Genomic DNA, 24,634 nt, shown 5'->3' with positions numbered 1-24,634 from the left:
TATCTGGACTATCCGTTATGTGATATGCTCCCCGGGTGCAAAGTTTTAGGTCCTTCCAAGCAAGACTTGATTCGCGCAATCCGCTAAACGGTCAGGCCGTGTCGCGGAAGGTTCTGTAACCCGCTATTTCTCGAGAAACTCGAAGAAAGGTGAGCGTAAAAATGATGAAGCAATTCCAGTCGAACTCTTATCTGTTCGGCGGCAATGCTCCGTACGTAGAAGAAATGTACGAAGCGTATCTCGATAATCCGGCGTCAGTGCCCGAGAACTGGCGCAGCTATTTCGATGCGTTGCAGAACGTCCCTGCATCGGATGGCAGCAATGTCAACGACGTGGCCCACGGCCCGATCGTCGAATCGTTTGCTCAACGGGCCAAGGCCAACGCCTTCATCCCGCGCACGGCGGCCGGCGGCGAAGATCTCGCTACCGCACGCAAGCAGGTTTATGTGCAGTCCCTCATCGGCGCATATCGCTTCCTCGGCTCGCAATGGGCCAATCTCGATCCTCTGAAGCGCCGCGAACGTCCCGCTATCCCCGAACTTGAACCTGCGTTCTACGACTTCACTGAAGCCGACATGGACCAGGAATTCAGCGCCACGAATCTGTATTTCGGGTTCGAGCGCGCGTCGCTGCGCGAGATCGTCAAGGCGTTGCGTGACACGTACTGCGGCACGATCGGCGCCGAGTACATGTACCTGAGCGATCCGGAACAGAAGCGCTGGTGGAAAGAGAAGCTCGAGTCGATCCGTTCGACGCCGAATTTCTCCAATGAAAAGAAAAAGCACATCCTGAATCGCCTGACGGCCGCTGAAGGCCTCGAGCGCTTCCTGCACACCAAGTACGTCGGCCAGAAACGCTTCTCGCTCGAAGGCGGCGAAAGCTTCATCGCGTCGATGGACGAAGTCGTGCGTCATGGCGGCGCCAACGGCGTGCAGGAAATCGTCATCGGTATGGCTCACCGTGGCCGTCTGAACGTGCTGGTCAATACGCTCGGCAAGATGCCGGCGGACCTGTTCGCCGAATTCGAAGGCAAGCACGTCGACGACCTGCCGGCTGGCGACGTGAAGTACCACAAGGGTTTCTCGTCGGACGTCTCGACCGAAGGCGGCCCGGTTCACCTGTCGCTCGCGTTCAATCCGTCGCACCTCGAAATCGTCAACCCGGTGGTCGAAGGCTCGGCCAAGGCCCGGATGGACCGTCGCGGCGACGACAGCGGCCTGCAAGTGCTGCCGGTGCAGATCCACGGCGACGCGGCTTTCGCCGGCCAGGGCGTCGTGATGGAAACGCTGAACCTCGCGCAAACGCGCGGTTACGGCACGCACGGCACGCTGCACATCGTCATCAACAACCAGATCGGTTTCACGACGTCGGACCCGCGCGACTCGCGCTCCACGTTGTACTGCTCGGACGTCGTCAAGATGATCGAAGCGCCGGTGCTGCACGTGAACGGCGACGATCCCGAAGCGGTCGTGCTGGCTACGCAGCTGGCGATCGACTTCCGGATGCAGTTCCATAAGGACGTCGTCGTCGACATCGTCTGCTTCCGTAAGCTGGGTCACAACGAGCAGGACACGCCGGCGGTCACGCAGCCGCTGATGTACAAGACGATTGCGAAGCATCCGGGCACGCGCGCGCTGTACGCTGAAAAGCTGGCGCAACAAGGCGTGATCACGGCGCAAGACGGGGAAGAGTACGTCAAGGCGTACCGCAAGGCGATGGACGAAGGCCATCACACGATCGATCCGGTGCTCTCGAACTACAAGAGCAAGTACGCGGTCGACTGGGTCCCGTTCCTGAACCGCAAGTGGACCGACGCAGCCGACACGGCTGTGCCGCTCGCGGAACTGAAGCGCCTCGCAGAGCGCGTCACCACGATCCCGGAAAACTTCAAGGTTCACCCGCTGGTCGAGCGCGTCATCAACGACCGTCGCGCGATGGGCCGTGGCGAAGCGAAGCTCGACTGGGGCATGGGCGAACACCTCGCATTCGCGTCGCTGGTCGCATCGGGCTATGCCGTGCGCCTGACCGGCCAGGATTCGGGCCGCGGCACGTTCACGCACCGTCACGCAGTGCTGCACGATCAGAACCGCGAACGCTGGAACGACGGCACCTACGTGCCGCTGCAGAACATCGCCGAAGGTCAGGCGAAGTTCACGGTGATCGACTCGGTGCTGTCGGAAGAAGCGGTGCTGGGCTTCGAATACGGTTACTCGACCGCTGAACCGAATACGTTCGTCGCGTGGGAAGCGCAGTTCGGCGACTTCGTGAACGGCGCGCAAGTCGTGATCGACCAGTTCATCTCGTCGGGCGAAGTGAAGTGGGGCCGCGTCTCGGGTCTCACGATGCTGCTGCCGCACGGTTACGAAGGTCAGGGTCCGGAGCACTCGTCGGCACGTATCGAGCGTTTCCTGCAACTGTGCGCAGATCACAACATGCAGGTCGTTCAGCCGACCACGCCGGCGCAGATTTTCCACCTGCTGCGCCGTCAGATGATCCGTCTGTTCCGCAAGCCGCTGATCGTCGCTACGCCGAAGTCGCTGCTGCGTCACAAGGAAGCCGTGTCGGATCTGTCGGAGCTGGCGAAGGGTTCGTTCCAGCCGGTCATCGGCGAAGTGGACGAAGCCATCGACGCGAAGAAGGTCAAGCGCGTGCTGGCCTGCTCGGGCCGCGTGTACTACGACCTCGTCGCGCATCGCCGCGAAGCGAAGGCAAACGACGTCGCGATCATCCGTATCGAACAGCTCTATCCGTTCGCGCATAAGCAGTTCGAAGCGGAAATGAAGAAGTACGACAACACGACCGAAGTGGTCTGGGTGCAGGACGAGCCGCAGAATCAGGGCCCGTGGTTCTACATCGAGCACCACCTGAAGGAAGGCATGAAGGACGGGCAGAAGCTGGCATACAGCGGCCGTCCGGCTTCGGCCTCGCCGGCAGTCGGCTACTACGCGAAACACTACGAGCAGCAAAAGGCGCTGGTCGAAGGCGCTTTCGGCCGTCTCAAGAGCTCGTCGATCGCTAAATAAACACAAGAGCCGAACCGGGAAAGCGCGTTGCGCTTTCCCGTGCCGCGTCTAGTGAGCAATTTGATGGTTCATTAGCGGCATTCGAGGTTCGCAGACGGTCGTCCGGTCGTTGATAACCGCGCCGTCACCCGATACGTATTCAGGATATTCATAATGGCTATTGTTGAAGTCAAGGTTCCCCAGCTCTCCGAGTCGGTCTCGGAAGCCACGATGCTGCAGTGGAAGAAGAAGCCCGGCGAGGCTGTTGCTCAAGACGAAATTCTCATCGAAATCGAGACCGACAAGGTCGTGCTCGAAGTGCCGGCACCGGCCGCTGGCGTGCTCGCGCAAGTTATCGCGAACGACGGCGACACCGTCGTCGCCGATCAAGTGATCGCGAAGATCGACACCGAAGGCAAGGCAGGCGCTGCTGCTGTCGAAGCCGAAGTGAAGCCGGCACCTGTTGCCGCACCGGCACCGGCTGCAGCGCCGGCTCCTGCCGCTCAAGCCGCATCCGCAACGGGCGCGAACACTGCTGCTTCGCCGGCTGCCGGCAAGCTGATGGCCGAAAAGGGCCTGTCCGCTGGCGACGTCGCCGGCTCGGGCCGCGACGGCCGCATCACTAAGGGCGACGTGCTGACCGCCGGCGCTCCTGCTGCGAAACCTGCTGCACCGGCACCGGCTGCCGCACCGAAGGCTGCCAGGCCGTCGCTGCCGGACGTCAAGGCGCCGGCATCGGCCGAGCAGTGGCTGAAGGACCGCCCGGAACAACGCGTGCCGATGTCGCGTCTGCGTGCGCGTATCGCCGAGCGTCTGCTCGAGTCACAACAAACCAACGCCATCCTCACCACGTTCAACGAAGTGAACATGGCGCCGGTGATGGACCTGCGCAACAAGTACAAGGACAAGTTCGAGAAGGAACACGGCGTGAAGCTCGGCTTCATGTCGTTCTTCGTCAAGGCGGCTGTGCACGCGCTGAAGAAGTTCCCGCTCGTGAACGCGTCGATCGACGGTAATGACATCGTCTATCACGGCTACTTCGACATCGGTATCGCTGTCGGTTCGCCGCGCGGTCTGGTGGTGCCGATCCTGCGCAATGCGGATCAACTGAGCCTCGCCGAAATCGAGAAGAAGATCGCCGAATTCGGCCAGAAGGCGAAGGACGGCAAGCTGTCGATCGAAGAAATGACCGGCGGCACGTTCTCCATCTCGAACGGTGGTGTGTTCGGCTCGATGCTGTCGACCCCGATCATCAACCCGCCGCAATCCGCCATTCTGGGCGTGCACGCCACCAAGGAACGCGCTGTGGTCGAAAACGGCCAGATCGTGATCCGCCCGATGAACTACCTGGCGCTGTCGTACGACCATCGGATCATCGACGGTCGCGAGGCGGTGCTGTCGCTGGTCGCGATGAAGGACGCGCTGGAAGACCCGGCTCGCCTGCTGCTCGACTTGTAATCACGGCGTCTGTCGCGATTCAGGTAGTACGTCTCCAGCATTCCGCAGTACAGGAACGACGCGTGCCACGAAGCGTGGCTGCGCGCCGTTCCGTCATAAAAAAAGGATTGTCATGTCCAAAGAATTTGACGTCGTCGTGATCGGCGCCGGCCCTGGCGGCTACATCGCCGCAATCCGCGCAGCGCAGCTCGGCAAGACCGTCGCATGTATCGAAAAATGGAAGAACCCGGCCGGCGCGCTGAAGCTCGGCGGCACGTGCCTGAACGTGGGTTGTATTCCGTCGAAGGCGCTGCTCGCGTCGTCGGAAGAATTTGAAAACGCGCAACACCACCTCGCCGATCACGGTATCAACGTGTCGGACGTGAAGCTCGACATCTCGAAGATGGTGGCCCGCAAGGAAGGTATCGTCGAAAAGATGACCAAGGGCATCGAGTTCCTGTTCCGCAAGAACAAGATCACGTGGCTCAAGGGTCACGGCAAGTTCACCGGCAAGACGGGCGCCGGCGTGCAGATCGAAGTGAGCGGCGAAGGTGAAACCGAAGTCGTCACGGCGAAGAACGTGATCATCGCGACGGGCTCGAAGGCGCGTCACCTGCCGAACGTGCCGGTCGACAACAAGATCGTGTCCGACAACGAAGGCGCACTGAGCTTCGACACCGTGCCGAAGAAACTCGCCGTGATCGGCGCAGGCGTGATCGGTCTGGAACTGGGCTCGGTGTGGCGCCGTCTGGGCGCGGAAGTGACCGTGCTCGAAGCGCTGCCGGAATTCCTCGGCTCAGCCGATCAGGCGCTGGCGAAGGAAGCCGCCAAGCAGTTCAGGAAGCAAGGTCTGGACATCCACGTGGGCGTGACGGTCGGCGAAGTGACGACGACCGGCAACAGCGTCACGCTGAACTACACGGACAAGGACGGCAATGCGCAGAAGCTCGAAGCCGACCGCCTGATCGTGTCGATCGGCCGCGTGCCGAACACCGACAACCTCGGCCTCGAAGCGATCGGCCTGAAGGCCAACGACCGCGGTTTCATCGACGTCGACGGCCACTGCGCGACGGCGGTGCCGAACGTGTACGCGATCGGCGACGTGGTGCGCGGCCCGATGCTCGCGCACAAGGCCGAAGATGAAGGCGTGCTGGTTGCCGAAATCATCGACGGTCAGAAGCCGCATATCGACTACAACTGCATTCCGTGGGTGATCTACACCGAACCGGAAATCGCGTGGGTCGGCAAGACCGAGCAGCAACTGAAGGCTGAAGGCCGCGAAGTCAAGACGGGCCAGTTCCCGTTCATGGCGAACGGCCGCGCGCTGGGCATCAACAAGGCGGATGGTTTCGTCAAGATGATCGCCGACGCGAAGACCGACGAACTGCTCGGCGTGCACATCATCTCGGCGAACGCATCGGACCTGATCGCGGAAGCCGTGGTGGCGATGGAATTCAAGGCTGCGTCGGAAGACATCGGCCGTATTTGCCATCCGCACCCGTCGCTGTCCGAAGTCATGCGCGAAGCGGCCTTGGCCGTCGACAAGCGCGCGCTGAACATGTAACCAGCGCACGCCTGACGGATCGCAGCACTCCAGCATCACCACGAAGGCGGGCGGGTTCACTCCCTCCCGCCTTTCTTTTTGCAGCAACACGATGAACGTCACCGAATACTACGAAAAAGAACTGCAGACGCGGGGTTATCAATCGGACCCGGCGCAACGCGCGGCGGTCGACCGTCTGCAGCGGTGCTATGAAGAGTGGGTCGAGTACAAATCGCGCCGCTCGAACGCGTTCAAGAAACTGATCATCCGCCCGGATCTGCCGCGCGGCGTGTACATGTGGGGCGGCGTAGGGCGGGGCAAGAGCTTCCTGATGGACAGCTTCTACATGATCGTGCCGGTGCAGCGCAAAACGCGGCTGCATTTCCACGAATTCATGCGCGAAGTGCATCGCGAACTGGAAGAACTGAAAGGCCAGGCCGACCCGCTCGACGAACTCGCGCGCCGTATCGCAAAGCGCTACCGGCTGATCTGTTTCGACGAATTCCACGTGTCGGATATCGCTGACGCGATGATCCTGTACCGTCTGCTCGACAAGCTGTTCGAGAACGGCGTGCAATTCGTGATGACGTCCAATTACGATCCGGACACGCTGTATCCGGACGGCCTGCATCGCGACCGCATGCTGCCGGCCATCGAACTCATCAAGGCGAAGCTTGACGTGGTCAACGTCGATGCGGGCATCGACTACCGGCAGCGTACGCTGGCCCAGGTCGAGGTGTATCACTCGCCGCTCGGCGCGGCGGCGGATAAGGCCCTGCGCGGCGCGTACTCGCGTCTGGCCGCGGTGCCCGACGAAAGCCCGATTCTGCACATCGAGAAGCGCGAGTTGAAGGCGCTGCGCAAGGCGGACGGCGTCGTGTGGTTCGATTTCGCGACCCTGTGCGGCGGTCCGCGCTCGCAGAACGACTACCTGGAACTGGCGAGCCGTTTTCACGCGGTGATCCTGTCCGGCGTGCCGCAGATGTCGGCGCGCATGGCTTCGGAAGCGCGCCGCTTCACATGGCTGATCGACGTGTTCTATGACCACAAGGTCAAGCTGCTGGTGTCCGCGGCGGTGCCACCCGAACAACTGTACGTCGACGGTCCGATGGCCAACGAGTTCACGCGCACGGTGTCGCGCATCGTCGAAATGCAATCGAAGGAATATCTCGACGCGCCGCGGCGGATCGTCGACACGTCGCTGACCTGAGGGTTCGTCTCATCCTCGCGGCGGCGCTTTTGCGATGGATCACGGTCCGCTTGCCAAAGAGGCGGCGTCTAAAGGCGTATTTTCAAGATTCAGACTGATCTTATATTCCGTCCGAAGACGACTGGGTATCTTCTTTGTCATGGTTCTGACAAAGGAGAAACCATGAATCCATACCGTGATATCAATGATGAAGAATGGCAACGCGTCTCACCGTTGCTCCCTGAATTGCGTCCGCGCTCCGAACTGCGTGGCCGGCCGTTGGCCAATACGCGCTCGGTGCTCAACGGCGTGCTGTGGGTGATGTATAGCGGCGCGACCTGGTCGGCCATGCCGCGCAAATACCCGTCGTATCAAACCTGCCATCGCCGCTTCAAGGCATGGTACGAGTCCGGCGTGCTCAAGCGTGTGGCGGATCAGTTGTTCGGCGCCGCAAGCGAAGAACTGTGCAGCCTGATGGAAGCGCGCATGCGTACGCATGTCAGCCTGGAAGAGAAGAGCGCACAGGCAGGCTTGGCTCCGGTCACAGCACCCGCGGCGTACAGCCGCGCATCGGCCAAACCCGTACCGCCTTCGCCGTTCGCGTATGTGTCGCCCTTCAAGCACGCTGCATGACGACGCGAACGAATCGAACCACATCAAGCGAAAAAAACGGCCGAACGATAGTGATCGTCGGCCGGTTCTTCTGACTCTCTCCTGACAGCAGTGGCGGCCCGCTGGTGACCCATCCCGGCACGTCAGGCATTCATGCCTGATCTACGCGCGGACTATTGCTGACGTACCCACGTCTGCGAGCGGCCAAGCAGCGATACGCCGATATAGCCGCGCACCACCAGCTTGCTCCCGCCATCTTCCAGGTGCATCTTGCACTTGTAGACCTTGCCGTTTTCCGGGTCGAGAATCTGCCCGTGATCCCAGCCGTCGCCGTCCTTTTTCATATCGTTGATGATCGTCATGCCGAGAATCAATTGATCCTTGCGCTCGTCGGTACATGCCGTGCAGCGGCGATCCGGCTGGTCGTTCGCGCCCAATCCCTTGATCACCTTGCCGTTGAGCGAGCCGGCGCCGTCCTGGCTGATCTGAACGAGCGCCTTGGGCTGGCCGCTATGATCGTCGATGGTTTGCCAGGTGCCGACCGCGCTGTCGGCCTGCGCCATCGCGGTGACGGCGCTGGCGAGCAGCACTCCGGCGACGGCGGCATGTTTGGCGGTGCGGACCACAATTGCGCGGGCGCGTTGAGTGAATTGCGTCATGTCTTCCTCCTTGATGAAAATCGGCGCGATCATGGTCGCGCGGCGTTATTGGCATCTCGGGCCATCGCCGACGATAGGCGGCCTCGATGCCTCGTGCTGCCTCTCAGGTTTCACTTCGGCTGCATCGGTTGAAACGCGCGGGGCGAACAACGTCAGCGCAGAATACGTGAAAGTGCGCGCGCCGTTTGATAGTGGAACCTCTAATCAGAACGCGGCATTTTTCGTCGTCAGTTCAGCTGGTAGGAAAACGTCGCATTGATGCGCGGATTGCGTGACGCGCTTTCGTGCCTTATTTCTTCCTCGTGGGCAAACGCAACGTAACGGCGACTGCGACGGCGCAGGCATCCAACAAAGATTCGTTCTCCCTCGGTACCGGCATTGCGACGATCAACACGCAGCAGTCGGCGCTGCTCAACGCGATCCTCGGCGGATTGTTGAACACCAGCGTGTCGCTCAGCGTGGGCGATATTCAAAGTCTTGCGACCGCGCATATCAAGATTGAGGATTTGATGGTGGCGCTGGGCGCTTCGACAGTCCAGGGCTTGCTCGGCATAACAGTTCAGTCGATTGTGAAAGCACCAAAGCAGCTACCACGGCCACGACTCAGGTTGCGCCGGGTATTGCATCGGTCTGCCTCGGCGCAAACTCGTCCTGTGGCGGATCGATCAATGAAGCATCGGTTTCGACGGCGATACTCGGCGCAAACGTGCAGGTGGCCAATGTCGTACTGAACGGCATCGGTCCATTGCAACTCGCCCCTGGCACAACCACGCCGCTGGTATTCGATGGCTCGTCCGGCAGCTTCGACGCGACCGGGAGCGCCAATTCCAACGCGATCGGCAGCGACGCCCCCGTTCTGACCACGCAATTGCTTGCGGCATTGCCCGGCGCATTGGACGTCTCGCTTCGTAACCATTTAGTCGATCTGTCCGCGCTCCTTTCACCCATTCTTTCCGGCGGAGCGAACGCCTTGACGCCCTTGCTTCAACCCGTCTTCTCCCTGCTCGATACAGTCCTCGTCCCGACACTCTCGCTGTTGGGCGTACAAGTCAGCACCGCCACAGTCCACAACATGTCGCTGACATGCGGCGTCTCGCAACTGGTCAACTAGCGTAACCAGGACAAGATGAGAACCACCACCAAAATCGAGGAACTCGATATCTACGTCTGGGAAGGCAAGGCCGATATCGTCGACCGGGTTGCGCGCTGCATGGCGAGCTTCGACGTCGAAGTGATCCGCGCGGACGATATCGCGATCTCGCCTGAACGGACCGCGCTGCGGCCGTCGCTCGCCATCATCAGCGTTTCGGTGATCGACAGCGGCGCGCTGATCCTGCGCGACTGGCAGGCCGCGCACGGCATCCCGGTGGTCTGGGTCGGCGCCGCGCGACCACGATCCGGCGATGTATCCGTCCGAGTATTCGCACATCCTGCCGCTCGACTTCACCTGCGCCGAATTGCGCGGGATGGTCATGAAGCTCGTGCTGCAATTGCGCGCGCATAGCGCCAAGACCCACGAGTCGGACGCGATGATCGCCAACTCGGAGTGCATGCAGGCGCTGCTGCACGAAGTCGACACCTTCGCCGACTGCGACACGAGCGTGCTCGTGCACGGCGAATCCGGCGTCGGCAAGGAACGCATCGCGCAACTGCTACACGAAAAACACAGCCGCTATGGTCAAGGTCCGTTCGTCGCGGTGAACTGCGGCGCGATTCCGGACGGGCTGTTCGAATCGCTGTTCTTCGGCCACTCGAAAGGCCCATTCACCGGCGCGGCGGTCGCGCATAAGGGCGACTTCGAGCAGGCTGACGGCGGCACGCTGTTCCTCGATGAAATCGGCGATCTGCCGCTTTACCGGCAGGTCAAGCTGCTGCGCGTATTGGAAGACAGCGCGGTCACGCGAATCGGCTCAGCTACGCCGGTGAAACTCGACTTCCGGCTGGTGGCGGCGACCAACAAGGATCTGCCGCAACGGGTCAACGACGGCAACTTCCACGCCGGCCTCTACTACCGGCTCGCGGTGATCGAGCTGAAGATCCCGTCGCTGGAAGAGCGGGGCGCGGTCGACAAGATTGCGATCTTCAAGGCGTTCATCGCGCAGATCGTCGGCGCGGAGCGGCTCTCTGGGTTGCCCGACCTGCCGTACTGGCTGGCCGACGCTGTCGCCGACACCTATTTCCCCGGCAATGTGCGCGAGCTGCGCAACCTCGCCGAGCGCATCGGCGTGACGGTGCGTCAGATCGGCGCATGGGACGCGGCGCGTTTGCAACGGTTGCTGGCGCTCGCGCGCGCCAGCCAGCCGGTGCCCGCCGAGAGCGCCGCCGAGGTGCTCGTGGCCCGCAGCAAATGGGGCATGGCCGAGCGCAACCGCGTGCTTGCCGCGCTCGACGCAAACGGTTGGCGCCGGCAGGACACGGCGCTGTACCTCGGCATCAGCCGCAAGGTGTTGTGGGAGAAGATGCGTAAGTACCAAATTTTCGACGAGGAGCCCGAAACACGCGAAAGTGAGTAATAATGAGACGGTTGTGCTAAAACAAAAACTGTTCGAGCAGGAATTACATGGACCGAAAGTCAAAACTACGGCAGATTGCCCTGGCCGCATTGATCACGTTGGGGGGCGTGCAGGGCGTTTATGCGCAGACTCTGCCGGATAGCGGGACGAGCGTTGGCGTCGTTTCCCAGCCGGGCACGACAACCGCGTTGTCGGCGGCTTCGCAGGCGCAGACGGGAGCGCTGATGCCGGACGAAGCGAAGCAATCCGCCGCGGGGAATGTGGCGGAATTGCAGCAGATGATTCACGGCTCGGATCTGAGCGAATTGCGCACGACGTACAACGGCAGCTACGGTGCGAGCTTGCTGTTTTACGGCAAGGAGATGACTTACTACGTCGCGCTATTCCAGCAAAAGAATTTCTGGCGCGTCATCAAGACGCAGGACGCAACGCGTGCCGACATGATCTACAAGGATTTTGTCCGCCAGACACTGCAACTGTCCGACGTCGAGATTCGCCGCACGCAACTGGAAGCGCAAAAAGCGTTCACGGAACGGATGATCGCGTTGTCGCAGGACCGGGCAAACCGCTTGCAGGCTGACCTGGCTGTCGCGCGTCAGCAGCAGAACATTGTCACGAGCCAGCAGCAGCAAACCCGCGCCGAAGCGACGGCGCTGGCGCAGCAGAAGGCCGCGGCGCAAGACCAGCTGCGCGCAGCGCAGCGCCAGGTACGCGAGCTGCAGCGCCAGTTGGAATCGGGCTTGCCGTCGCACTGAAAGAGAGCGATTGAACCGGCAGGGACGGGAGCGGCAGCGGTTCTGGAAGTACCGGGTCGGCGCGCTGAGCGCCGACCGAAGACGCTCTAATGCCGCTTCTTCCCGGCCTCCGGCGAGTGCACGGCCGGCAAATGATGCGGATCCGTGACATCGACAGCAATCGGATCGCTAGCAGGAAAACTTTCCTCAAGTGCCTCATCGAGGCGACTATCAATGGACTCAGCGAGCGGCTCCGCTCCCTTGACCTTGACCTTGACCTTGACCTTGACATCGGATGCATGCGGCTTCGGCTTGGACATGACGTGCTCCGCCTCAAAAGTGTCGATAGTCCAGCATAGCGCAAAAGCCAAACCCACCGACGATCGGCCGAACGGCCAGGGAAGCATTTCCCCAACGCCGGTAAGCATTTCCTTCAAAAGAACCGCCCGCGCAGTTAAAGAACGCGATTAAAAAAACGAAATTCAAACCAGGCCGTTCCACCTCGTCTTCCAGTGTGTCGCCAGACAAAAGACCGAAAGACAAAAGGCAAAGAGGAAAAAGGCAATAGGCTCAATGCCGGCCGCATCGAGGCCGACAACAACCGCATGCCGCCCAACGGCATCTCCACAACGGGGCAGCGCAATAACAAGGCAGCGCGAAAACATGGAACCCAAGACCCCTGCACCGACGCGGCGCTTCAATGCGTCACACGTGGTGGAAGCTGAATTGGATCATCTGGATTGGGCAACGCGGCAACCGGCGCTGAGCATGTTGGACGCCGGCTACTGGCGGCGCCGCGTGCTGGCGGTCAAATGCAGATTCGAACTGACGCAGCGGCAGATCATGCGGCTGGAAAAGATTCTGCAGCGGCTCGGCTATCCTTCAGACTAGCCTGCCGCTGCGTCAAAACAGCTTATTCGTTGCCGCCACCGTTGCCGCCGCCATGATTACCGTTGCCATGGTTGCCGCCCTCGCCGCCGCCCGTGCCGAACAGGCGCCGGCGGCGCGTCACGACCACCGGTCCATCTGACGGGCTGCCGCGCTCGGACGATGCCGGCCGGTCCGACGACGGCTGTGCGCCGTACGACTCGCGCGGTTCACGCGGTTCGCGGGACTCACGATGGTCGCGCGGTTCACGCGAGCCGTGCGGGCCGCGGGTGGTGTGCTCGCCGTGCGAAGGCCGTCCGGCGCGCGGCGCCGGACGCGTGCCGGTGTCGAGCTGGATCGTCGAGATCGCGCGCTTGTAGATGCCTTGCAGGCCGACAGGCGTGCGCAGCATCACCAGGTACTGATCGAACGACTCGATGCACCCTGTCAGGCGAATGCCGTTGACAAGGTAGATTTCGACGCGCTTTCGTTCCTTGCGCGCTGCGTTCATGAAGTCGTTTTGCGGATGCGATTCTGCGGATGCCATGGACAATTCAGGTTAGAAAAACGGTTGTTCGCCGCGATTCTACCCTGTGTGGGGGCGGAACGCGTCGGTGGGCGAACTGCGTCCACTATAACGGCTTGCGCGCACATAAGCATCTGATAACTATTGACTGTAACGTTGAGTTACGAATCTGCGGACGGATGGCGCTTTCCTTGGTGATGCTGGCGCGCCGCGGGCTCGGATGGCGGAAAAGGATGGCGCCTGCCGGCGAACACACGGAATAAACCGGCGTCCGCTCGCGTTAAATCAACATGGCAGCGCTGCATTCCGCGCGCGGCCGACCGGGGCCTGGCCCCGCCGGCCGTCGGCTGCGCCGCTCGAAACGTCAACAGGAGACAGACTATGAAAGCAATCCGCATTCTTTCCACCGTGTTTGTGCTATTCGCGCTGGCGTTAGGTTCGCTCACGACGAGCGGCTGCACTTCGGCGACCGACAGCAGCGCGTCGAGCCCCAGCGGCGGCGGTGGTGGCGGCGGTGGCGGCGGCGGCTACTGAGTATTTGCACGCCGGGTGAAATTCGAAGCGGAAGTGATTTCGTGGCTCCCGCAGTTGCGCCGCTATGCGCGCGCACTGACGGGCGACCGCGCCTGGGCCGACGATCTCGTGCAGGATACGGCGGAGCGCGCACTTGCGCGCTGGGCGGCGTTCCGGCCGAACAGCAACCTGCGCGCGTGGCTGCTGACGATCCTGCGGCATCTGTACATCGATCAGTTGCGTGGACGCCGCGAGATCGCCGTCGACGACGAAAGCGCGCCGTGGCGCAATCTCGAGGCGCCGCACGGCGAAGTCGACGGTCTGGTGCTGCGCGATTTGCAGCGCGCGCTGTATTGTTTGCCGGTCGAGCAACGGGAAGTGCTGCTGCTCGTCTGCGTAGAGGAGTTGACGTACCAGGAGGCGTCGAGCGCGCTCGGGGTGCCGATCGGTACAGTGATGTCGCGGCTGTCGCGCGCGCGTGAACACATGCGCGTGCTGCTGACCGAAGGTCCGGCGCGCAAAAACGCGCCGCTGAAAGTAGTGAGAAATCCCTGATGAACAACGACGACTACGATTCCGGCTTGCCCGAAGGGCTCGATCTGCGAGCGCTATCGGCGTTTGTCGACGGTGAGTTGCCGCCCGCGCAACGCGCCGCGGTCGAGGCGCAACTGACGCAGCACCCGCAGGCCACCGCGCAGGTGGCCGCGTGGCGCGCGCAGAAGTCGGCGTTGCAGGCGCTGTGCGGTGCGCCGGAGCGTGAGGAGCCAGCTTTCATCGTGGTGCGCCCGTCGTCGCCCTGGTGGCGGCGCGCCGGTCTTGCGGCGTGCTGGCTGGCGGCCGGCGCCGGTCTCGCGCTGGCGTTGGGACCGCTAGCGCCGCGTCTGACGGGCGGGGCATGGGGCGGCTTCGGCGCCAATCCGGCCAGCTTTGCCCAGCGCGCCGACATCGCGTATGCGGTCTATACGCCCGAACGGCGTCATCCGGTCGAAGTCGCCGCGAGCGAGGAAGAGCATCTGATCAACTGGCTGTCCAAACGGCTGAACCGGCCGCTGTCGGTGCCGTCATTGCAGGAATACGGATATTCGCTGGTGGGCGGCCGGCTGTTGCCCGGCGAAGCGGGGCCGGCCGCGCAGTTCATGTACGAGAACCGGAGCGGCGCGCGCCTCACGTTGTACATCACCGGCATTTCGCACGACGAAACCGCGTTCCGCCTGTTCCGCGACGGCAACCGGCGCACTTTCTACTGGGTCAGCGACCGCATGGGCTACGCCCTGTCCGGGCCGATCGCCGAAGGCAAGCTGCGCTCGATCGCAGTCGACGTATGCAGCGCCCTCGGCGGCAAGCCGGAATCGTGGCAGTAACGCCGCGAGCGCGGTCGCGCGCGCTAAACACGGTAAGCACGGTAAGAGGCAAGTGCCGGCTCGCTCGCGCGCGTTGCCGTTGCAACACGCAGTAACAAAGAGGCCTCGCGCCCGCGTGCCGCCGGCGGAATAGCGCCGCGCGGCGCTTCGTTTACTCGTTGCAGGACCGTGCCGCAGCGGCGGCGCGCAGGCGCGCGCACGGTACGGATACGGTCCGGAGCGAGGCAAACCGACGGGGTCTTCACGGTGTCGACCCGCCTCTCGCGAGTCGCAACGCCGACGCGTCGAGGCAGCAAGATCATGCTTACTTTCCATCAGTTCGGCACGGGGCTATGCTCCGGCGTATGTTGTCTGTGTCTGAGCGCCGGCTGTGCGGCGCAGTCCGATGCGAATGCGCCGTTGAGCGACACGCCGACGTGCCGCATCGTCGCGGGGCAGGCGGAAATCGACGGCGTCATGCAGCAGCTTACCGGCCGTGCGTGCCTGCAGCCGGACGGCACCTGGCAGATCGTCGAAGGCGATGGCGTCGCGCTGGCGTCGTATCCGGCGCCGGTCTATTACTACGACCCGTGGTATTGGGGGCCGCCGGTGGTGTTTGGAGGCGGCGTGTCGTTCGTCTTTGTGGACCGCTTTCATCATCATCATCATATGGACCATGTGCGTATGGGCGAACGCGGCGAGTGGCATGGCGGAGGGCATGGCGAGTGGCGCGGAGGCCACGGCGACTGGCACGGCGGCCATGGCGGCTGGCATGGCGATCTGCCGATGCAGGGAGCGGGTGGCATGTCGCACGGCGGCAGTGGTGGGATGCGTCGTTAGCGTGCCGCCGCTGATTCGCCCGCTCATTCGCCACCCACACGCCACCCACACGCCCCTCGCACATAGCGCAGCAAAGGAGACGCTTTGACACGCAGCTTGCCGCCGAAGGTTTCAGCCGCCCAGTTCGACCGCGCGCTCGCCGGCTGGCGCGCGATTGTCGGCGACGCGCAGGTGGTGAGCTCGGCAGCGGGGCTCGCGGCGTATCTCGATCCGTTCGCGCCTGGCGAGCGGGAAGCGTTTTCGGCGTCCGCGGCGGTACTGCCCGCATCCGTCGACGAGATTCGCGCGGTGCTGCGCATTGCCAATCAATATCGCATTCCGCTGTGGACGGTCTCGACCGGCCGCAACTTCGCTTACGGAGGCGCGGCGCCGCGTCTGCCCGGCTCGGTAGTGCTCGATCTGCAACGGCTGAACCGCATCATCGAAGTGAACGAGACGCTCGCCTATGCGCTGGTCGAACCGGGCGTCAGTTACTTCGACCTGTACGCGCATCTGCGCGACAAAGGCTACAGGCTATGGGTCGATCCGCCCGCGGCGGGTTGGGGCAGCGTGGTCGGCAATACGCTCGAGCGCGGCTTCGGCTACACCGCGTATGGCGATCACGCGGCGTCCCAGTGCGGCATGGAGGTGGTGCTCGCCAACGGCGACGTGCTGCGCACGGGGATGGGCGGGATCGAAATCAGCACAGCGTGGCAGCTGTACCAGCCGGGCTATGGGCCGTCGTTCGACGCGATGTTCATGCAGTCGAACTACGGCATCGTCACCAAGCTGGGCGTGTGGCTGATGCCGGCGCCGCCCGCGTATCTGCTCGGCGAAATCCAGTTTCGTCACGAGCAGGATCTCGAAGCGATCGTCGACATTTTGCGGCCGCTGCGCCTCGATGAAACGATCCGCAATCACGCGGTGATCGAAGGCGGCCTGCGCCGCGCCGCGGGTTTGTCGTCGCGTCGGCAGTGGTATGAAGGCAAGGGCGCGATGCCCGAAAGCGCGGTGGTGGCGATGCTCGACAAGCTGAACGTCGGCCGCTGGAATCTGCATTTTGCGCTGTACGGTACCCCTGAATTGATCGACGCGCGCTATGCGATCGTGCAGCGCGCGTTCGCCCGCGTCCGCGAGGCGAGACTCTCGGCCGCACGCTATGCAGGCGATGCGCAACCCGCCGCGGGCGGCGAGCGCAACCTCGCCGGGATTCCGGCGATGAGCGCCTTCCGCATGCTCGACTGGCGCGGCGGCGCGGGGGCGCACGTGGACTTCGCGCCCATCTGTCCGGCGACCGGGCGCGACGCGCTGCGCCAATACACGATGGTGAAGGCGCGCGCCGCGGAATACGGCTTCGATTACTACGGCGGCTTCACGGCGGGCGAGCGTCATCTGCATCACATCTTCGCGGCGATCTTCGACCGTAACGACGCGGATCAGGTCGAGCAGGCCGGCGCATTGTTACGCTCGCTGATGAGCGATGCGCGCGCGGCCGGTTACGGCGAATATCGCGCGCATCTCGCGTACATGGATTTCGCCGCGGCGCAGTACAGTTTCAACGACGGTGCATTACTGAGGTTTTCGGAAACGATCAAGGACGCGCTCGACCCGAACGGCATCCTCGCGCCGGGCAAGCAGGGCATCTGGCCGGCGGCGTGGCGCGACCGGCGTGGCTATACCTGATGAGCGCGGCGTAATGGTGAAGTGGCGGTGAAGTGGCGCATTGAAGCAATGGACCGACGCACTTTCATGATGACAGGCGCATGGCTTTCGACCACGGCGGGCGGCGTGTGGCCGTGGCTAGCGCATGCGGCTGCTCGCCCCCATACGCTGGCGGTGGTCGATTCCACCCTCGCGGCCGGCCCTGCGTTCGCGGATTACGTCGCGCGTATGAATCTGCCCGCGTTCGAAACGGGCGATGACATCGGCGCGCTCTGGTACGGGACGCTGGCGCCGCTTCTCAGTCAAACGCGCGCACAGACCCGGATGTCACTGATCGGTCTCACGCGCGCATCCGACTACTTCGTGCTCGCGCAGCTTGCAACCCGCAGCGCACACATGATCGAGCACAGCCACGAGCAGGGAGAGGGGCGCTTCGCGCATGTCGCCTTCGTGCTGGCGCCGCGTCTCGTTCGCTAGAACTTATAGGCCTTGTTCTTCGGATCGAACGCGGCGTCGTCGAACGTTTTCGGCGTAATGGTTTCGAAGACGATCTTCTCGAAGAGCCTGCCGTCGTTATCGTAGGACTCCACCGTGCGGAAATACGGGTGCCGCAGATCGAGCCCGAGCGTTTCCTTCTTCGCGTAGAACTTCGGCTGGCCGGTGGGCGATTCGAAGGTGAAGGCGATCACGCGTACGCCGTCGATCGTTTTCACTTCCACCTGGGTCGAGCGGGGCAGGCCGGTCTCGATGTACTTCTTGCCTTCGGCGAGGTACTGATTGGCGATGAACTCGGTGCCGAGATCGCGCACCTGATGGTTCGATTGCGCACGCGCGAGCACACCGGTGGTCGAGGTCCACAGCGGCATCACGTTCAGCAGTCCGCCGAGGTGGCCATACATTTCGTCGCTGCGTCTGGATTCGTCGTAGATGATTTCCTGGCCGGCGTGCGCGCCGTCGGGCAGCCACTTCGCGTAGATTCGCAGCGGGTCGTGCGCGATGCGCACCAGCATGTGATCGGCCTTGTCGGGCCACTGGCCGTGAATGCGTTCCGCGCGCGACATCGTGAACTCGTACGACGGATAGCCGTTCGGTCCTTCCTTGATGTAGCGCGGCAACGCGAGCGGATCGAGCGACTTGAAGAGCGCGACCAGTTGCGCGTCGTCGAGCTTGTCGAACGCGCCGCTTTGTTGCGCGGCGCGCAGCCACTTCACCTGTTGATCGAGCGTGAGTTTGCCGACCTGTGCGGATGGCGTGGCCGGCGCCTTGACGGTGCTGACTGTGTCGAGCGCGGGCGGCGTGTCGTCGTTCTGCGCAAGGGCGGGCGTGGCCGTCATGCCCGCCGCGCCTGCCGTCAGCACGCCGATCGATAGGGCACGCGCTGTAGTACGCGCTGTAGTACGCGATATTGCACGCAGCGCGACGCACAATGAAGCGGCACGTAATGCAACCCGCAGCGAGACACGCAGCACGGCGGCGTCCGGCGGCAAACCGGCAAGGCGCGTGAAGACCTGCGAGCGGCGCGAGCGTGCGGACGTGCTGTACTTCATGAATCTCTCCGAAAGAGTGTTGCGAGCCGGCGTGGCCGCGCGTTGCCTGTCAGGCAGGCTTTTGCTTCGCGAGTTCCTCGTCGCGCAGCGCACGGCGCAGAATCTTGCCGACGTTGGTTTGCGGCAGCTCGTCGCGGAACTCGACGAGCTTCGGCACCTTGTAGCCGGTCAGGTTCTTGCGGCAGTGGGCAATCACCTGCTCCTCGGTCAGCGACGCATTGCGCTTGACGATGAACACCTTCACCCGTTCGCCTTGCGCCGCGTCGGGCACGCCGATTGCGGCGACTTCGCGCACGTCGGGATGCATGGCGATCACGTCTTCGACCTCGTTCGGATAGACGTTGAAGCCGGACACCAGGATCATGTCCTTCTTGCGGTCGATCAGGCGGATGAAGCCGCGCGAATCCATCACGCCGATATCGCCGGTGGCGAGCCAGCCGTCGGCATCGATCACCTTGGCGGTTTCCTCCGGACGGTTCCAGTAGCCTTTCATCACCTGCGGACCCTGCACGCACAGTTCGCCCGCTTCGCCGATGTTCGCCCACGTGCCGTCGTCTTTCCTGAAGCGCACTTGCGTGGACGGCGCGGGCAAGCCGATCGATCCTTCGAAATCGCGCAGATTGGTGAGGTCGACCGGATTCATCGATACGATCGGCGAGCATTCGGTCAGCCCATAGCCTTCGATGATCGGCTTGCCGGTGACCGCTTTGAAGCGGTCCGCGACCGACTTCTGCATGGCCATGCCGCCGGCCATCGCGAGCTTCAGGTTCGAGAAGTCGCGCTTGCGGAATTCTTCGTTCTCGAGGAACGCGTTGTACAGCGTGTTCACGGCGGTGATGCCGGTGAATTTCTCGTGACGGATGATCATCATCACGCGTTTCATGTCGCGCGGATTCGCGATCAGGATGTTGCGCCCGCCGAGTCCCATGAAGATCAGTGCATTCACGGTCAGCGAATAGATGTGATAAAGCGGCAGCGGCGTGAGCACCGTTTCGATGTCGCCGCCCAGTTGGCGTTCGGACCACGCCTTCGCCTGCAACAGGTTGGCGATGATGTTCCTGTGCGTGAGCATCGCGCCTTTGGCGACGCCGGTGGTGCCGCCGGTGTATTGGAGGAGCGCGATGTCGTTGTGCGAAGGGCGCGCCGGCGTCAACGGCCGGGTGTAGCCGATCGCGAGTGCTTCGAGCAGCGGTACGGCTTTCGGCAGGTTGTACTTCGGGACCATTTTCTTCACGTGGCGCAGCATGAAATTGAGCAGACGCCCCTTCAGATTCAGGCCGTCGGCGAGCAGATCGCCGAGACCCGTGACGATGACGTTCTGCACCCTGGTGCCGGGCAGCGCGTCTTCGACCGTCTTCGCGAAGTTCTCGAACACGATGATGGTTTGCGCGCCGCTGTCCTTCAACTGATGCGCGAGTTCGCGCACGGTGTAGAGCGGATTCACGTTGACCACCACGGCGCCGGCTTTCAGCGCGCCGAACAGCGACACCGGATACTGAAACGTGTTCGGCAGCATGATCGCGACGCGCTCGCCCGGCTTCACGCCGATGCTTTGCAGATAGGCGGCGAACGCCGTCGCCTTGCGGCCCAGTTCGCCGTACGTCATGTTCGCGCCGACGCTCACATACGCGACCCGCTCGCGAAACTGCGCGATGCAGTCGTCGAAGAACTGCACGACCGACTCGTATTGCCCGACGTCGATTTCGTGCGGCACGTCGGCCGGATACGACGCGTACCAGATGCCGTCGGTGTTCGGCGCGCGATTCGCCGCACTGGCCGAAGGTGCGGATGCGGCAGCGGGCGAGAACGGGGCTTGCGTGGGCTGGGTCATCGGTCGTCTCCTGAAGCAGGGGCTTCGTCTGTTTGTGTGCGTTCCAGAATCGCCACCACGCCCTGGCCGCCCGCCGCGCAGATCGATATCAGCCCGCGCGCGGTGCCGGTCGGTTTGTCGAGCTGCGCGAGCATTTTCGCGAGGCCGGCGACGATTCGCCCGCCGGTTGCCGCGAACGGATGACCGGTGGCGAGCGAGCCGCCGTTCACGTTCAATTTTGCGCGATCGATTGCGCCGAGCGGACCCGGCAGACCGAGTTGCGTGCGGCAATATTCGTCGTCCTGCCACGCCGCAAGCGTGCATAACACCTGCGCGGCGAACGCTTCGTGGATTTCGTACAGATCGAAGTCCTGCAAGCTGAGCCCGGCGCGCGCCAGCATCCGCGGCACCGCATAGGCGGGCGCCATCAGCAGACCTTCCTGCTTGTCGACATAGTCGACCGCGGCGGTTTCGGACCAGCTCAGACAGGCCAGCACGGGCAGGCCATGTTGGGCCGCCCATGCTTCGCTTGCGAGCAGCACCGCGGACGCGCCATCGGTCAGCGGCGTCGAGTTGCCGGCTGTCAGCGTGCCGGCGTCGCGATCGAAGACCGGCTTCAGGCTGGAAAGTTGTTCGAGCGTCAGGTCCGGGCGCAGATTGTTGTCGCGCGCGAGGCCGCGGTACGGCGTCATCAGATCGTTGACGAAGCCGCGTGCATACGCGTCGGCGAGCCTGCGATGGCTCTCGAAGGCCAGCACGTCCTGCGCCTCGCGCGAAATGTTCCAGCGCTTGGCCATCAGCTCGCAATGCTCGCCCATCGAGAGCCCGGTGCGCGGCTCGCCGTTGCGCGGCAGTAGCGGCTTGAAAAACATCGCGGGGCGCAGCTTGCTCAGCGCGCCGACGCGTTGCCCCGTGCTCTTGCCGCGATTCGCTTCGAGCAGGATCTTGCGCATCCGTTCGTTGACGCCGATCGGCGCGTCGGAGGTCGTATCGACGCCGCCCGCAATCCCCACGTCGATCTGCCCGAGGGCGATCTTGCTGGCGACGAGGATCGCCGCCTCGAGGCCGGTGCCGCAGGCCTGTTGCACGTCGTAGGCGGGGGTTTCCTTCGCGAGCGTGGTGGACAGCAGCGCTTCGCGCGTCAGATTGAAGTCGCGCGAATGCTTGATGACGGCGCCGGCGGCGACTTCGCCGAGCCGTTGGCCGTGCAGGTTATAGCGGTCGATCAGGCCTTGCAGCGTGAAGGTCAGCATGTCCTGATTCGACGCGGTCGCGTAGGCGGTGTTCGAGCGGGCAAACGGAATCCGGTTGCCGCCGATGATGGCGACGCGGCGCACGGCGGGCAGCGGGTTGGACATGCTCGGCTCCTTTAGGTCGTTCCCTGGTTATTGAACTATTGAACGGTGCGAAAGATGAGTGCTTCGAGTCCGCGTTCTTCGGGTCCGTGTTCACTACAAAACGAATTTCACACGGCTTCAATTCCATGCTGTTACGAAGCAACGGACATGAAGCCGTGTAAGGCTCATTGCAGCATCCACTGCATGCGGCCGCGCAAATGCGGTTTTTCTCCGGCGATATCGCGCACTTCCAGCTCGCGCTCGATCAGCGAAGGCGACGCGCTCCAGAACGACACCTCGCCCGGCAGCAGCATCGGCGCCTTGAATTCCGCGCTGAGCGTGGCTTCGGCGAGCGGTTTCGGCGGTTGCAGCGCGGCGGCGGCGCGGGCCAGCGTCCACATGCCGTGCGCGATCGCGCGCGGAAAACCGAATGCTTTGGCCGACAGCGCCGTCATGTGAATCGGGTTGTAGTCGCCGGACACGCGGGCGTAGTCGCGGCCCAGCTGCGGCGGCAATTGCCAGCGCGACAGACGCTGCAACGCGGCGTGCTCGAGTTCGAGCGAGCCAAGCGGATTGCCGAGCGCCGGCACGCCGCGCTTCAGGTAGACGCTGTCGCCGTCCCACACCGCTTCGCCGCGCCGGTACAGGCGCGAATGCAGCACGAACGCCTGACCCTTGTCGTGACGCAGCAGCGCGCCGAATTCGACTTCGACGCGCAGCACGTCGTTATGCGCGATCGGCCGTCTCAGCCGCACCTGATTGGCCAGATGCACGAGCCCGAGCGCCGGCCACGGAAACCCCGGGTCGGTCAGCATCAGCAGATGCAGCGGGAAGGCAAGCAGATGCGGAAAAGTGAGCGGCACGCCGTGCTCGGGAATGAAGCCGCACACCCGCGCGTAATGCCCGATCGCCGCCGGATCGAGCGGCGCGGCCGGGCGCACGAGGCGCAGAGCCGGCAGGTGCGTGTCGCGCCCACGTTTGACGAGGCCGGACAACGCGCGCGCATACAGCTTCGCCGGCGCGGGCAATTGCTCGATGACGACGGTTTTCGGACGCGCCGCGCTCGCTGCATGACCGCTCCTGAACGGATCACCCGTCTCGCCCATGGTCACGCTCCAATCAGACTTTGCCCGCACACGCGCACGATCTGGCCGGTCACGCCCGCCGATCCGGGATGTGCGAGCCACGCGACGGCCTGCGCGACGTCGACCGGCTGGCCGCCCTGGCTCATCGAATTCATGCGGCGGCCGGCTTCGCGAATGGTCAGCGGAATCTTCGCGGTCATCTGCGTTTCGATGAAGCCGGGCGCGACCGCGTTGATCGTGATGCCGCGCCCGCGCAGGTGCGGCGCCATGCTTTGCACGCGGCCGATCACGCCGGCCTTCGAGGTCGCGTAATTGGTCTGCCCGAGATTGCCCGCGATGCCGCTGATCGACGACACGCCGATGATGCGTCCGCCGTCGCGCAAGGTGCCGGCCGCGAGCAACGCGTCGTCGATACGTTCCTGCGCGGACAGGTTGATGTCGATCACGCCGTGCCACGCGGCGTCGCTCATCTTGACGATGGTTTTGTCCCTGGTGATGCCGGCGTTGTGCACGACGATGTCGACGCCTTGCTCGTCGAGCGCCGCGGCGATTTGCGCGGGCGCTTCGGGTGCGGCGATGTCGAAGGCGAGGGCGGTGCCGTTCAATGGCCGCATGGTGGCGTCGAGTGCGTCGCGCGCCGCTGGAATGTCGATGCCGATCACATGCGCGCCTTCGGCGGCCAGCACGCTCGCAATCGCCGCGCCGATGCCGCGTGCCGCGCCGGTAACGACCGCGCGGCGGCCGGCGAGCGGCTGCTGCCAGTCGAACGCCGGCGCGGCCTCGCCGCCGGCGCCGATGCGCACCGCCTGACCCGACACATACGCCGAACGCGGCGACAGAAAGAACCGCAGCGTCGCTTCAATGCCGTTCTCCGCGCCTTGCCCGACATACACGAGATTCGCGGTAATGCCGCGCCGCGCTTCCTTGCCGAGCGAGCGCGCGAGGCCTTCGAGCGCGCGTTGCGCGGTCCACTGGCGCGGGCTCGCGCAGGCTTCCGGCGGCCGGCCGAGCACGACGATGCGGCCGCACTTGCCGAGCGAGCGCAGGGTGTCGTGAAAGAACCCGTGCAGCGGGTCGAGCTGGCTGCTGTCTTCAATGCCGCTCGCGTCGAACAGCAGCGCGTTGAGCCGGCCGTGCGAGCCGGCGTCGGCTGCCTCGAAGCGGCCCGTCATCAGGCCGTGGCGATTCGCGAGCGGCACCCACAGCCCCGCGCTTTCGTGTGCGACGCTGGTCATGCCGATACGGGCGACGAGGCTGGCGAGCGCCTCCAGCAACTGCGGTTCGCGCCCCGCGCCGATCGCCACGAGGCCGTCGAACTCGGGCTGGTCCGCGCGATAGCGGCGCAGCACTTCGGGCTTCGGCAAGCCGAGCGAGCGCGCGAGGCGCGCGCCGAACGGCGAGTTGACGAAGTTCAGATAAGAATCGTTCATAGGGCGGCT

The 24,634-nt window shown here is 63.6% G+C and carries 23 protein-coding genes and 1 pseudogene; 16 read left to right on the top strand and 8 right to left on the bottom strand.

What is annotated here, in order from left to right; genetic code table 11:
- Nucleotides 1–161: 161 nt before the first annotated feature.
- From AC3WLT_RS09555 to AC3WLT_RS09535, 5 genes are all read left to right on the top strand, one after another.
- The gene (locus AC3WLT_RS09555; RefSeq protein ID WP_492591637.1) at nt 162–3,023 is read left to right on the top strand and encodes a 2-oxoglutarate dehydrogenase E1 component; all 2,862 of its coding nucleotides are present in this window, start codon (nt 162–164) and stop codon (nt 3,021–3,023) included.
- A 153-nt stretch (nt 3,024–3,176) separates the two neighbouring features.
- Complete coding sequence (gene odhB, locus AC3WLT_RS09550; RefSeq protein WP_492591636.1) at nt 3,177–4,460, top strand: 2-oxoglutarate dehydrogenase complex dihydrolipoyllysine-residue succinyltransferase; 1,284 nt, start codon at nt 3,177–3,179, stop codon at nt 4,458–4,460.
- A gap of 112 nt (nt 4,461–4,572) precedes the next feature.
- On the top strand, nt 4,573–6,003 hold the full coding sequence (gene lpdA / locus AC3WLT_RS09545) for a dihydrolipoyl dehydrogenase (RefSeq protein WP_492591635.1): 1,431 nt from the start codon (nt 4,573–4,575) through the stop codon (nt 6,001–6,003).
- 91 nt (nt 6,004–6,094) lie between these two features.
- Nucleotides 6,095–7,192, top strand: coding sequence for a cell division protein ZapE (zapE, locus tag AC3WLT_RS09540; protein WP_492591634.1), 1,098 nt, complete (start codon nt 6,095–6,097; stop codon nt 7,190–7,192).
- A 162-nt stretch (nt 7,193–7,354) separates the two neighbouring features.
- A complete protein-coding gene (locus AC3WLT_RS09535) occupies nt 7,355–7,804 on the top strand; it encodes a transposase (RefSeq protein WP_492591633.1) in 450 nt (149 codons plus the stop codon).
- A 152-nt stretch (nt 7,805–7,956) separates the two neighbouring features.
- Here the strand turns inward: AC3WLT_RS09535 and AC3WLT_RS09530 are convergent, their stop codons facing one another.
- Nucleotides 7,957–8,442 carry a DUF2147 domain-containing protein gene (locus AC3WLT_RS09530; RefSeq protein WP_492591632.1) on the bottom strand — a complete coding sequence of 162 codons (486 nt, stop codon included), beginning with the start codon at nt 8,440–8,442 and terminating at the stop codon, nt 7,957–7,959.
- Between the two features lie 284 nt (nt 8,443–8,726).
- On the opposite strand from AC3WLT_RS09530, the gene AC3WLT_RS09525 reads away from it, so the two are divergent.
- The 4 genes and pseudogenes from AC3WLT_RS09525 to AC3WLT_RS09510 all read left to right on the top strand — a co-directional run bounded on the left by AC3WLT_RS09525 (nt 8,727) and on the right by AC3WLT_RS09510 (nt 11,710).
- Entirely contained in the window at nt 8,727–9,173 is a 447-nt protein-coding gene (locus tag AC3WLT_RS09525) for a hypothetical protein (RefSeq protein WP_492591631.1), read from the top strand.
- Entirely contained in the window at nt 9,149–9,553 is a 405-nt protein-coding gene (locus AC3WLT_RS09520; protein ID WP_492591630.1) for a hypothetical protein, read from the top strand. Before AC3WLT_RS09525 ends, AC3WLT_RS09520 begins: the two co-directional genes overlap by 25 nt.
- Nucleotides 9,554–9,568: 15 nt before the next feature.
- Nucleotides 9,569–10,955, top strand: a pseudogene (locus tag AC3WLT_RS09515) (sigma 54-interacting transcriptional regulator).
- A gap of 47 nt (nt 10,956–11,002) precedes the next feature.
- Entirely contained in the window at nt 11,003–11,710 is a 708-nt protein-coding gene (locus AC3WLT_RS09510; protein WP_492591629.1) for a DUF2968 domain-containing protein, read from the top strand.
- Between the two features lie 86 nt (nt 11,711–11,796).
- Here AC3WLT_RS09510 and AC3WLT_RS09505 read toward each other — a convergent pair whose 3' ends face one another.
- Nucleotides 11,797–12,009, bottom strand: coding sequence for a hypothetical protein (locus AC3WLT_RS09505; protein WP_492591628.1), 213 nt, complete (start codon nt 12,007–12,009; stop codon nt 11,797–11,799).
- A gap of 343 nt (nt 12,010–12,352) precedes the next feature.
- Here AC3WLT_RS09505 and AC3WLT_RS09500 point away from each other — a divergent pair, with 343 nt between their 5' ends.
- Complete coding sequence (locus AC3WLT_RS09500; protein WP_492591627.1) at nt 12,353–12,580, top strand: hypothetical protein; 228 nt, start codon at nt 12,353–12,355, stop codon at nt 12,578–12,580.
- A gap of 22 nt (nt 12,581–12,602) precedes the next feature.
- Here the strand turns inward: AC3WLT_RS09500 and hfq are convergent, their stop codons facing one another.
- Complete coding sequence (gene hfq, locus AC3WLT_RS09495; protein ID WP_492591626.1) at nt 12,603–13,103, bottom strand: RNA chaperone Hfq; 501 nt, start codon at nt 13,101–13,103, stop codon at nt 12,603–12,605.
- 360 nt (nt 13,104–13,463) lie between these two features.
- Between hfq and AC3WLT_RS09490 the strand changes: the two genes are divergently transcribed.
- The 6 genes from AC3WLT_RS09490 (at nt 13,464) to AC3WLT_RS09465 (ending at nt 17,893) form a co-directional block, all read left to right on the top strand.
- Nucleotides 13,464–13,616, top strand: a complete 153-nt coding sequence (locus AC3WLT_RS09490; protein WP_492591625.1) for a hypothetical protein — start codon at nt 13,464–13,466, stop codon at nt 13,614–13,616.
- A 15-nt stretch (nt 13,617–13,631) separates the two neighbouring features.
- Nucleotides 13,632–14,150: a sigma-70 family RNA polymerase sigma factor gene (locus AC3WLT_RS09485; protein ID WP_492591624.1), complete on the top strand. Its 519-nt coding sequence runs from the start codon at nt 13,632–13,634 to the stop codon at nt 14,148–14,150.
- Complete coding sequence (locus AC3WLT_RS09480) at nt 14,150–14,956, top strand: anti-sigma factor family protein (RefSeq protein WP_492591623.1); 807 nt, start codon at nt 14,150–14,152, stop codon at nt 14,954–14,956. Before AC3WLT_RS09485 ends, AC3WLT_RS09480 begins: the two co-directional genes overlap by 1 nt.
- A 300-nt stretch (nt 14,957–15,256) precedes the next feature.
- Nucleotides 15,257–15,775 carry a hypothetical protein gene (locus tag AC3WLT_RS09475; protein WP_492591622.1) on the top strand — a complete coding sequence of 173 codons (519 nt, stop codon included), beginning with the start codon at nt 15,257–15,259 and terminating at the stop codon, nt 15,773–15,775.
- 84 nt (nt 15,776–15,859) lie between these two features.
- Nucleotides 15,860–17,437, top strand: a complete 1,578-nt coding sequence (locus AC3WLT_RS09470; protein WP_492591621.1) for an FAD-binding oxidoreductase — start codon at nt 15,860–15,862, stop codon at nt 17,435–17,437.
- A gap of 48 nt (nt 17,438–17,485) precedes the next feature.
- Complete coding sequence (locus AC3WLT_RS09465) at nt 17,486–17,893, top strand: hypothetical protein (protein ID WP_492591620.1); 408 nt, start codon at nt 17,486–17,488, stop codon at nt 17,891–17,893.
- Here the strand turns inward: AC3WLT_RS09465 and AC3WLT_RS09460 are convergent.
- The 5 genes from AC3WLT_RS09460 to AC3WLT_RS09440 form a co-directional block, all read right to left on the bottom strand.
- Nucleotides 17,890–18,963 carry a DUF1571 domain-containing protein gene (locus AC3WLT_RS09460; RefSeq protein WP_492591619.1) on the bottom strand — a complete coding sequence of 358 codons (1,074 nt, stop codon included), beginning with the start codon at nt 18,961–18,963 and terminating at the stop codon, nt 17,890–17,892. The two genes, AC3WLT_RS09465 and AC3WLT_RS09460, sit on opposite strands and share 4 nt — an antisense overlap.
- Nucleotides 18,964–19,012: 49 nt before the next feature.
- Nucleotides 19,013–20,794: an AMP-binding protein gene (locus AC3WLT_RS09455; protein ID WP_492591618.1), complete on the bottom strand. Its 1,782-nt coding sequence runs from the start codon at nt 20,792–20,794 to the stop codon at nt 19,013–19,015.
- On the bottom strand, nt 20,791–22,131 hold the full coding sequence (locus AC3WLT_RS09450; RefSeq protein WP_492591617.1) for an acetyl-CoA C-acetyltransferase: 1,341 nt from the start codon (nt 22,129–22,131) through the stop codon (nt 20,791–20,793). The genes AC3WLT_RS09455 and AC3WLT_RS09450 overlap by 4 nt, the downstream gene beginning before the upstream one ends.
- A 164-nt stretch (nt 22,132–22,295) precedes the next feature.
- Nucleotides 22,296–23,216 (bottom strand): MaoC family dehydratase, encoded by a 921-nt coding sequence (locus AC3WLT_RS09445; RefSeq protein ID WP_492591616.1) that lies wholly within the window; start codon nt 23,214–23,216, stop codon nt 22,296–22,298.
- Between the two features lie 2 nt (nt 23,217–23,218).
- The gene (locus AC3WLT_RS09440) at nt 23,219–24,625 is read right to left on the bottom strand and encodes a 3-oxoacyl-ACP reductase (RefSeq protein ID WP_492591615.1); all 1,407 of its coding nucleotides are present in this window, start codon (nt 24,623–24,625) and stop codon (nt 23,219–23,221) included.
- Nucleotides 24,626–24,634: the final 9 nt, after the last annotated feature.

This window comes from Paraburkholderia sp. FW306-2-2C-D06C (assembly GCF_058781505.1).
This window is presented reverse-complemented; position numbering and strand designations above follow the sequence as displayed.

Coding starts and splice junctions, on each gene's coding strand:
- AC3WLT_RS09555 (WP_492591637.1), top strand. CDS start 162: ATGATGAAGCAATTCCAGTCGAACTCTTATCTGTTCGGCGGCAATGCT.
- odhB (WP_492591636.1), top strand. CDS start 3,177: ATGGCTATTGTTGAAGTCAAGGTTCCCCAGCTCTCCGAGTCGGTCTCG.
- lpdA (WP_492591635.1), top strand. CDS start 4,573: ATGTCCAAAGAATTTGACGTCGTCGTGATCGGCGCCGGCCCTGGCGGC.
- zapE (WP_492591634.1), top strand. CDS start 6,095: ATGAACGTCACCGAATACTACGAAAAAGAACTGCAGACGCGGGGTTAT.
- AC3WLT_RS09535 (WP_492591633.1), top strand. CDS start 7,355: ATGAATCCATACCGTGATATCAATGATGAAGAATGGCAACGCGTCTCA.
- AC3WLT_RS09530 (WP_492591632.1), bottom strand. CDS start 8,442: ATGACGCAATTCACTCAACGCGCCCGCGCAATTGTGGTCCGCACCGCC.
- AC3WLT_RS09510 (WP_492591629.1), top strand. CDS start 11,003: ATGGACCGAAAGTCAAAACTACGGCAGATTGCCCTGGCCGCATTGATC.
- AC3WLT_RS09505 (WP_492591628.1), bottom strand. CDS start 12,009: ATGTCCAAGCCGAAGCCGCATGCATCCGATGTCAAGGTCAAGGTCAAG.
- AC3WLT_RS09500 (WP_492591627.1), top strand. CDS start 12,353: ATGGAACCCAAGACCCCTGCACCGACGCGGCGCTTCAATGCGTCACAC.
- hfq (WP_492591626.1), bottom strand. CDS start 13,103: ATGGCATCCGCAGAATCGCATCCGCAAAACGACTTCATGAACGCAGCG.
- AC3WLT_RS09490 (WP_492591625.1), top strand. CDS start 13,464: ATGAAAGCAATCCGCATTCTTTCCACCGTGTTTGTGCTATTCGCGCTG.
- AC3WLT_RS09480 (WP_492591623.1), top strand. CDS start 14,150: ATGAACAACGACGACTACGATTCCGGCTTGCCCGAAGGGCTCGATCTG.
- AC3WLT_RS09475 (WP_492591622.1), top strand. CDS start 15,257: ATGCTTACTTTCCATCAGTTCGGCACGGGGCTATGCTCCGGCGTATGT.
- AC3WLT_RS09465 (WP_492591620.1), top strand. CDS start 17,486: ATGGACCGACGCACTTTCATGATGACAGGCGCATGGCTTTCGACCACG.
- AC3WLT_RS09460 (WP_492591619.1), bottom strand. CDS start 18,963: ATGAAGTACAGCACGTCCGCACGCTCGCGCCGCTCGCAGGTCTTCACG.
- AC3WLT_RS09455 (WP_492591618.1), bottom strand. CDS start 20,794: ATGACCCAGCCCACGCAAGCCCCGTTCTCGCCCGCTGCCGCATCCGCA.
- AC3WLT_RS09450 (WP_492591617.1), bottom strand. CDS start 22,131: ATGTCCAACCCGCTGCCCGCCGTGCGCCGCGTCGCCATCATCGGCGGC.
- AC3WLT_RS09445 (WP_492591616.1), bottom strand. CDS start 23,216: ATGGGCGAGACGGGTGATCCGTTCAGGAGCGGTCATGCAGCGAGCGCG.
- AC3WLT_RS09440 (WP_492591615.1), bottom strand. CDS start 24,625: ATGAACGATTCTTATCTGAACTTCGTCAACTCGCCGTTCGGCGCGCGC.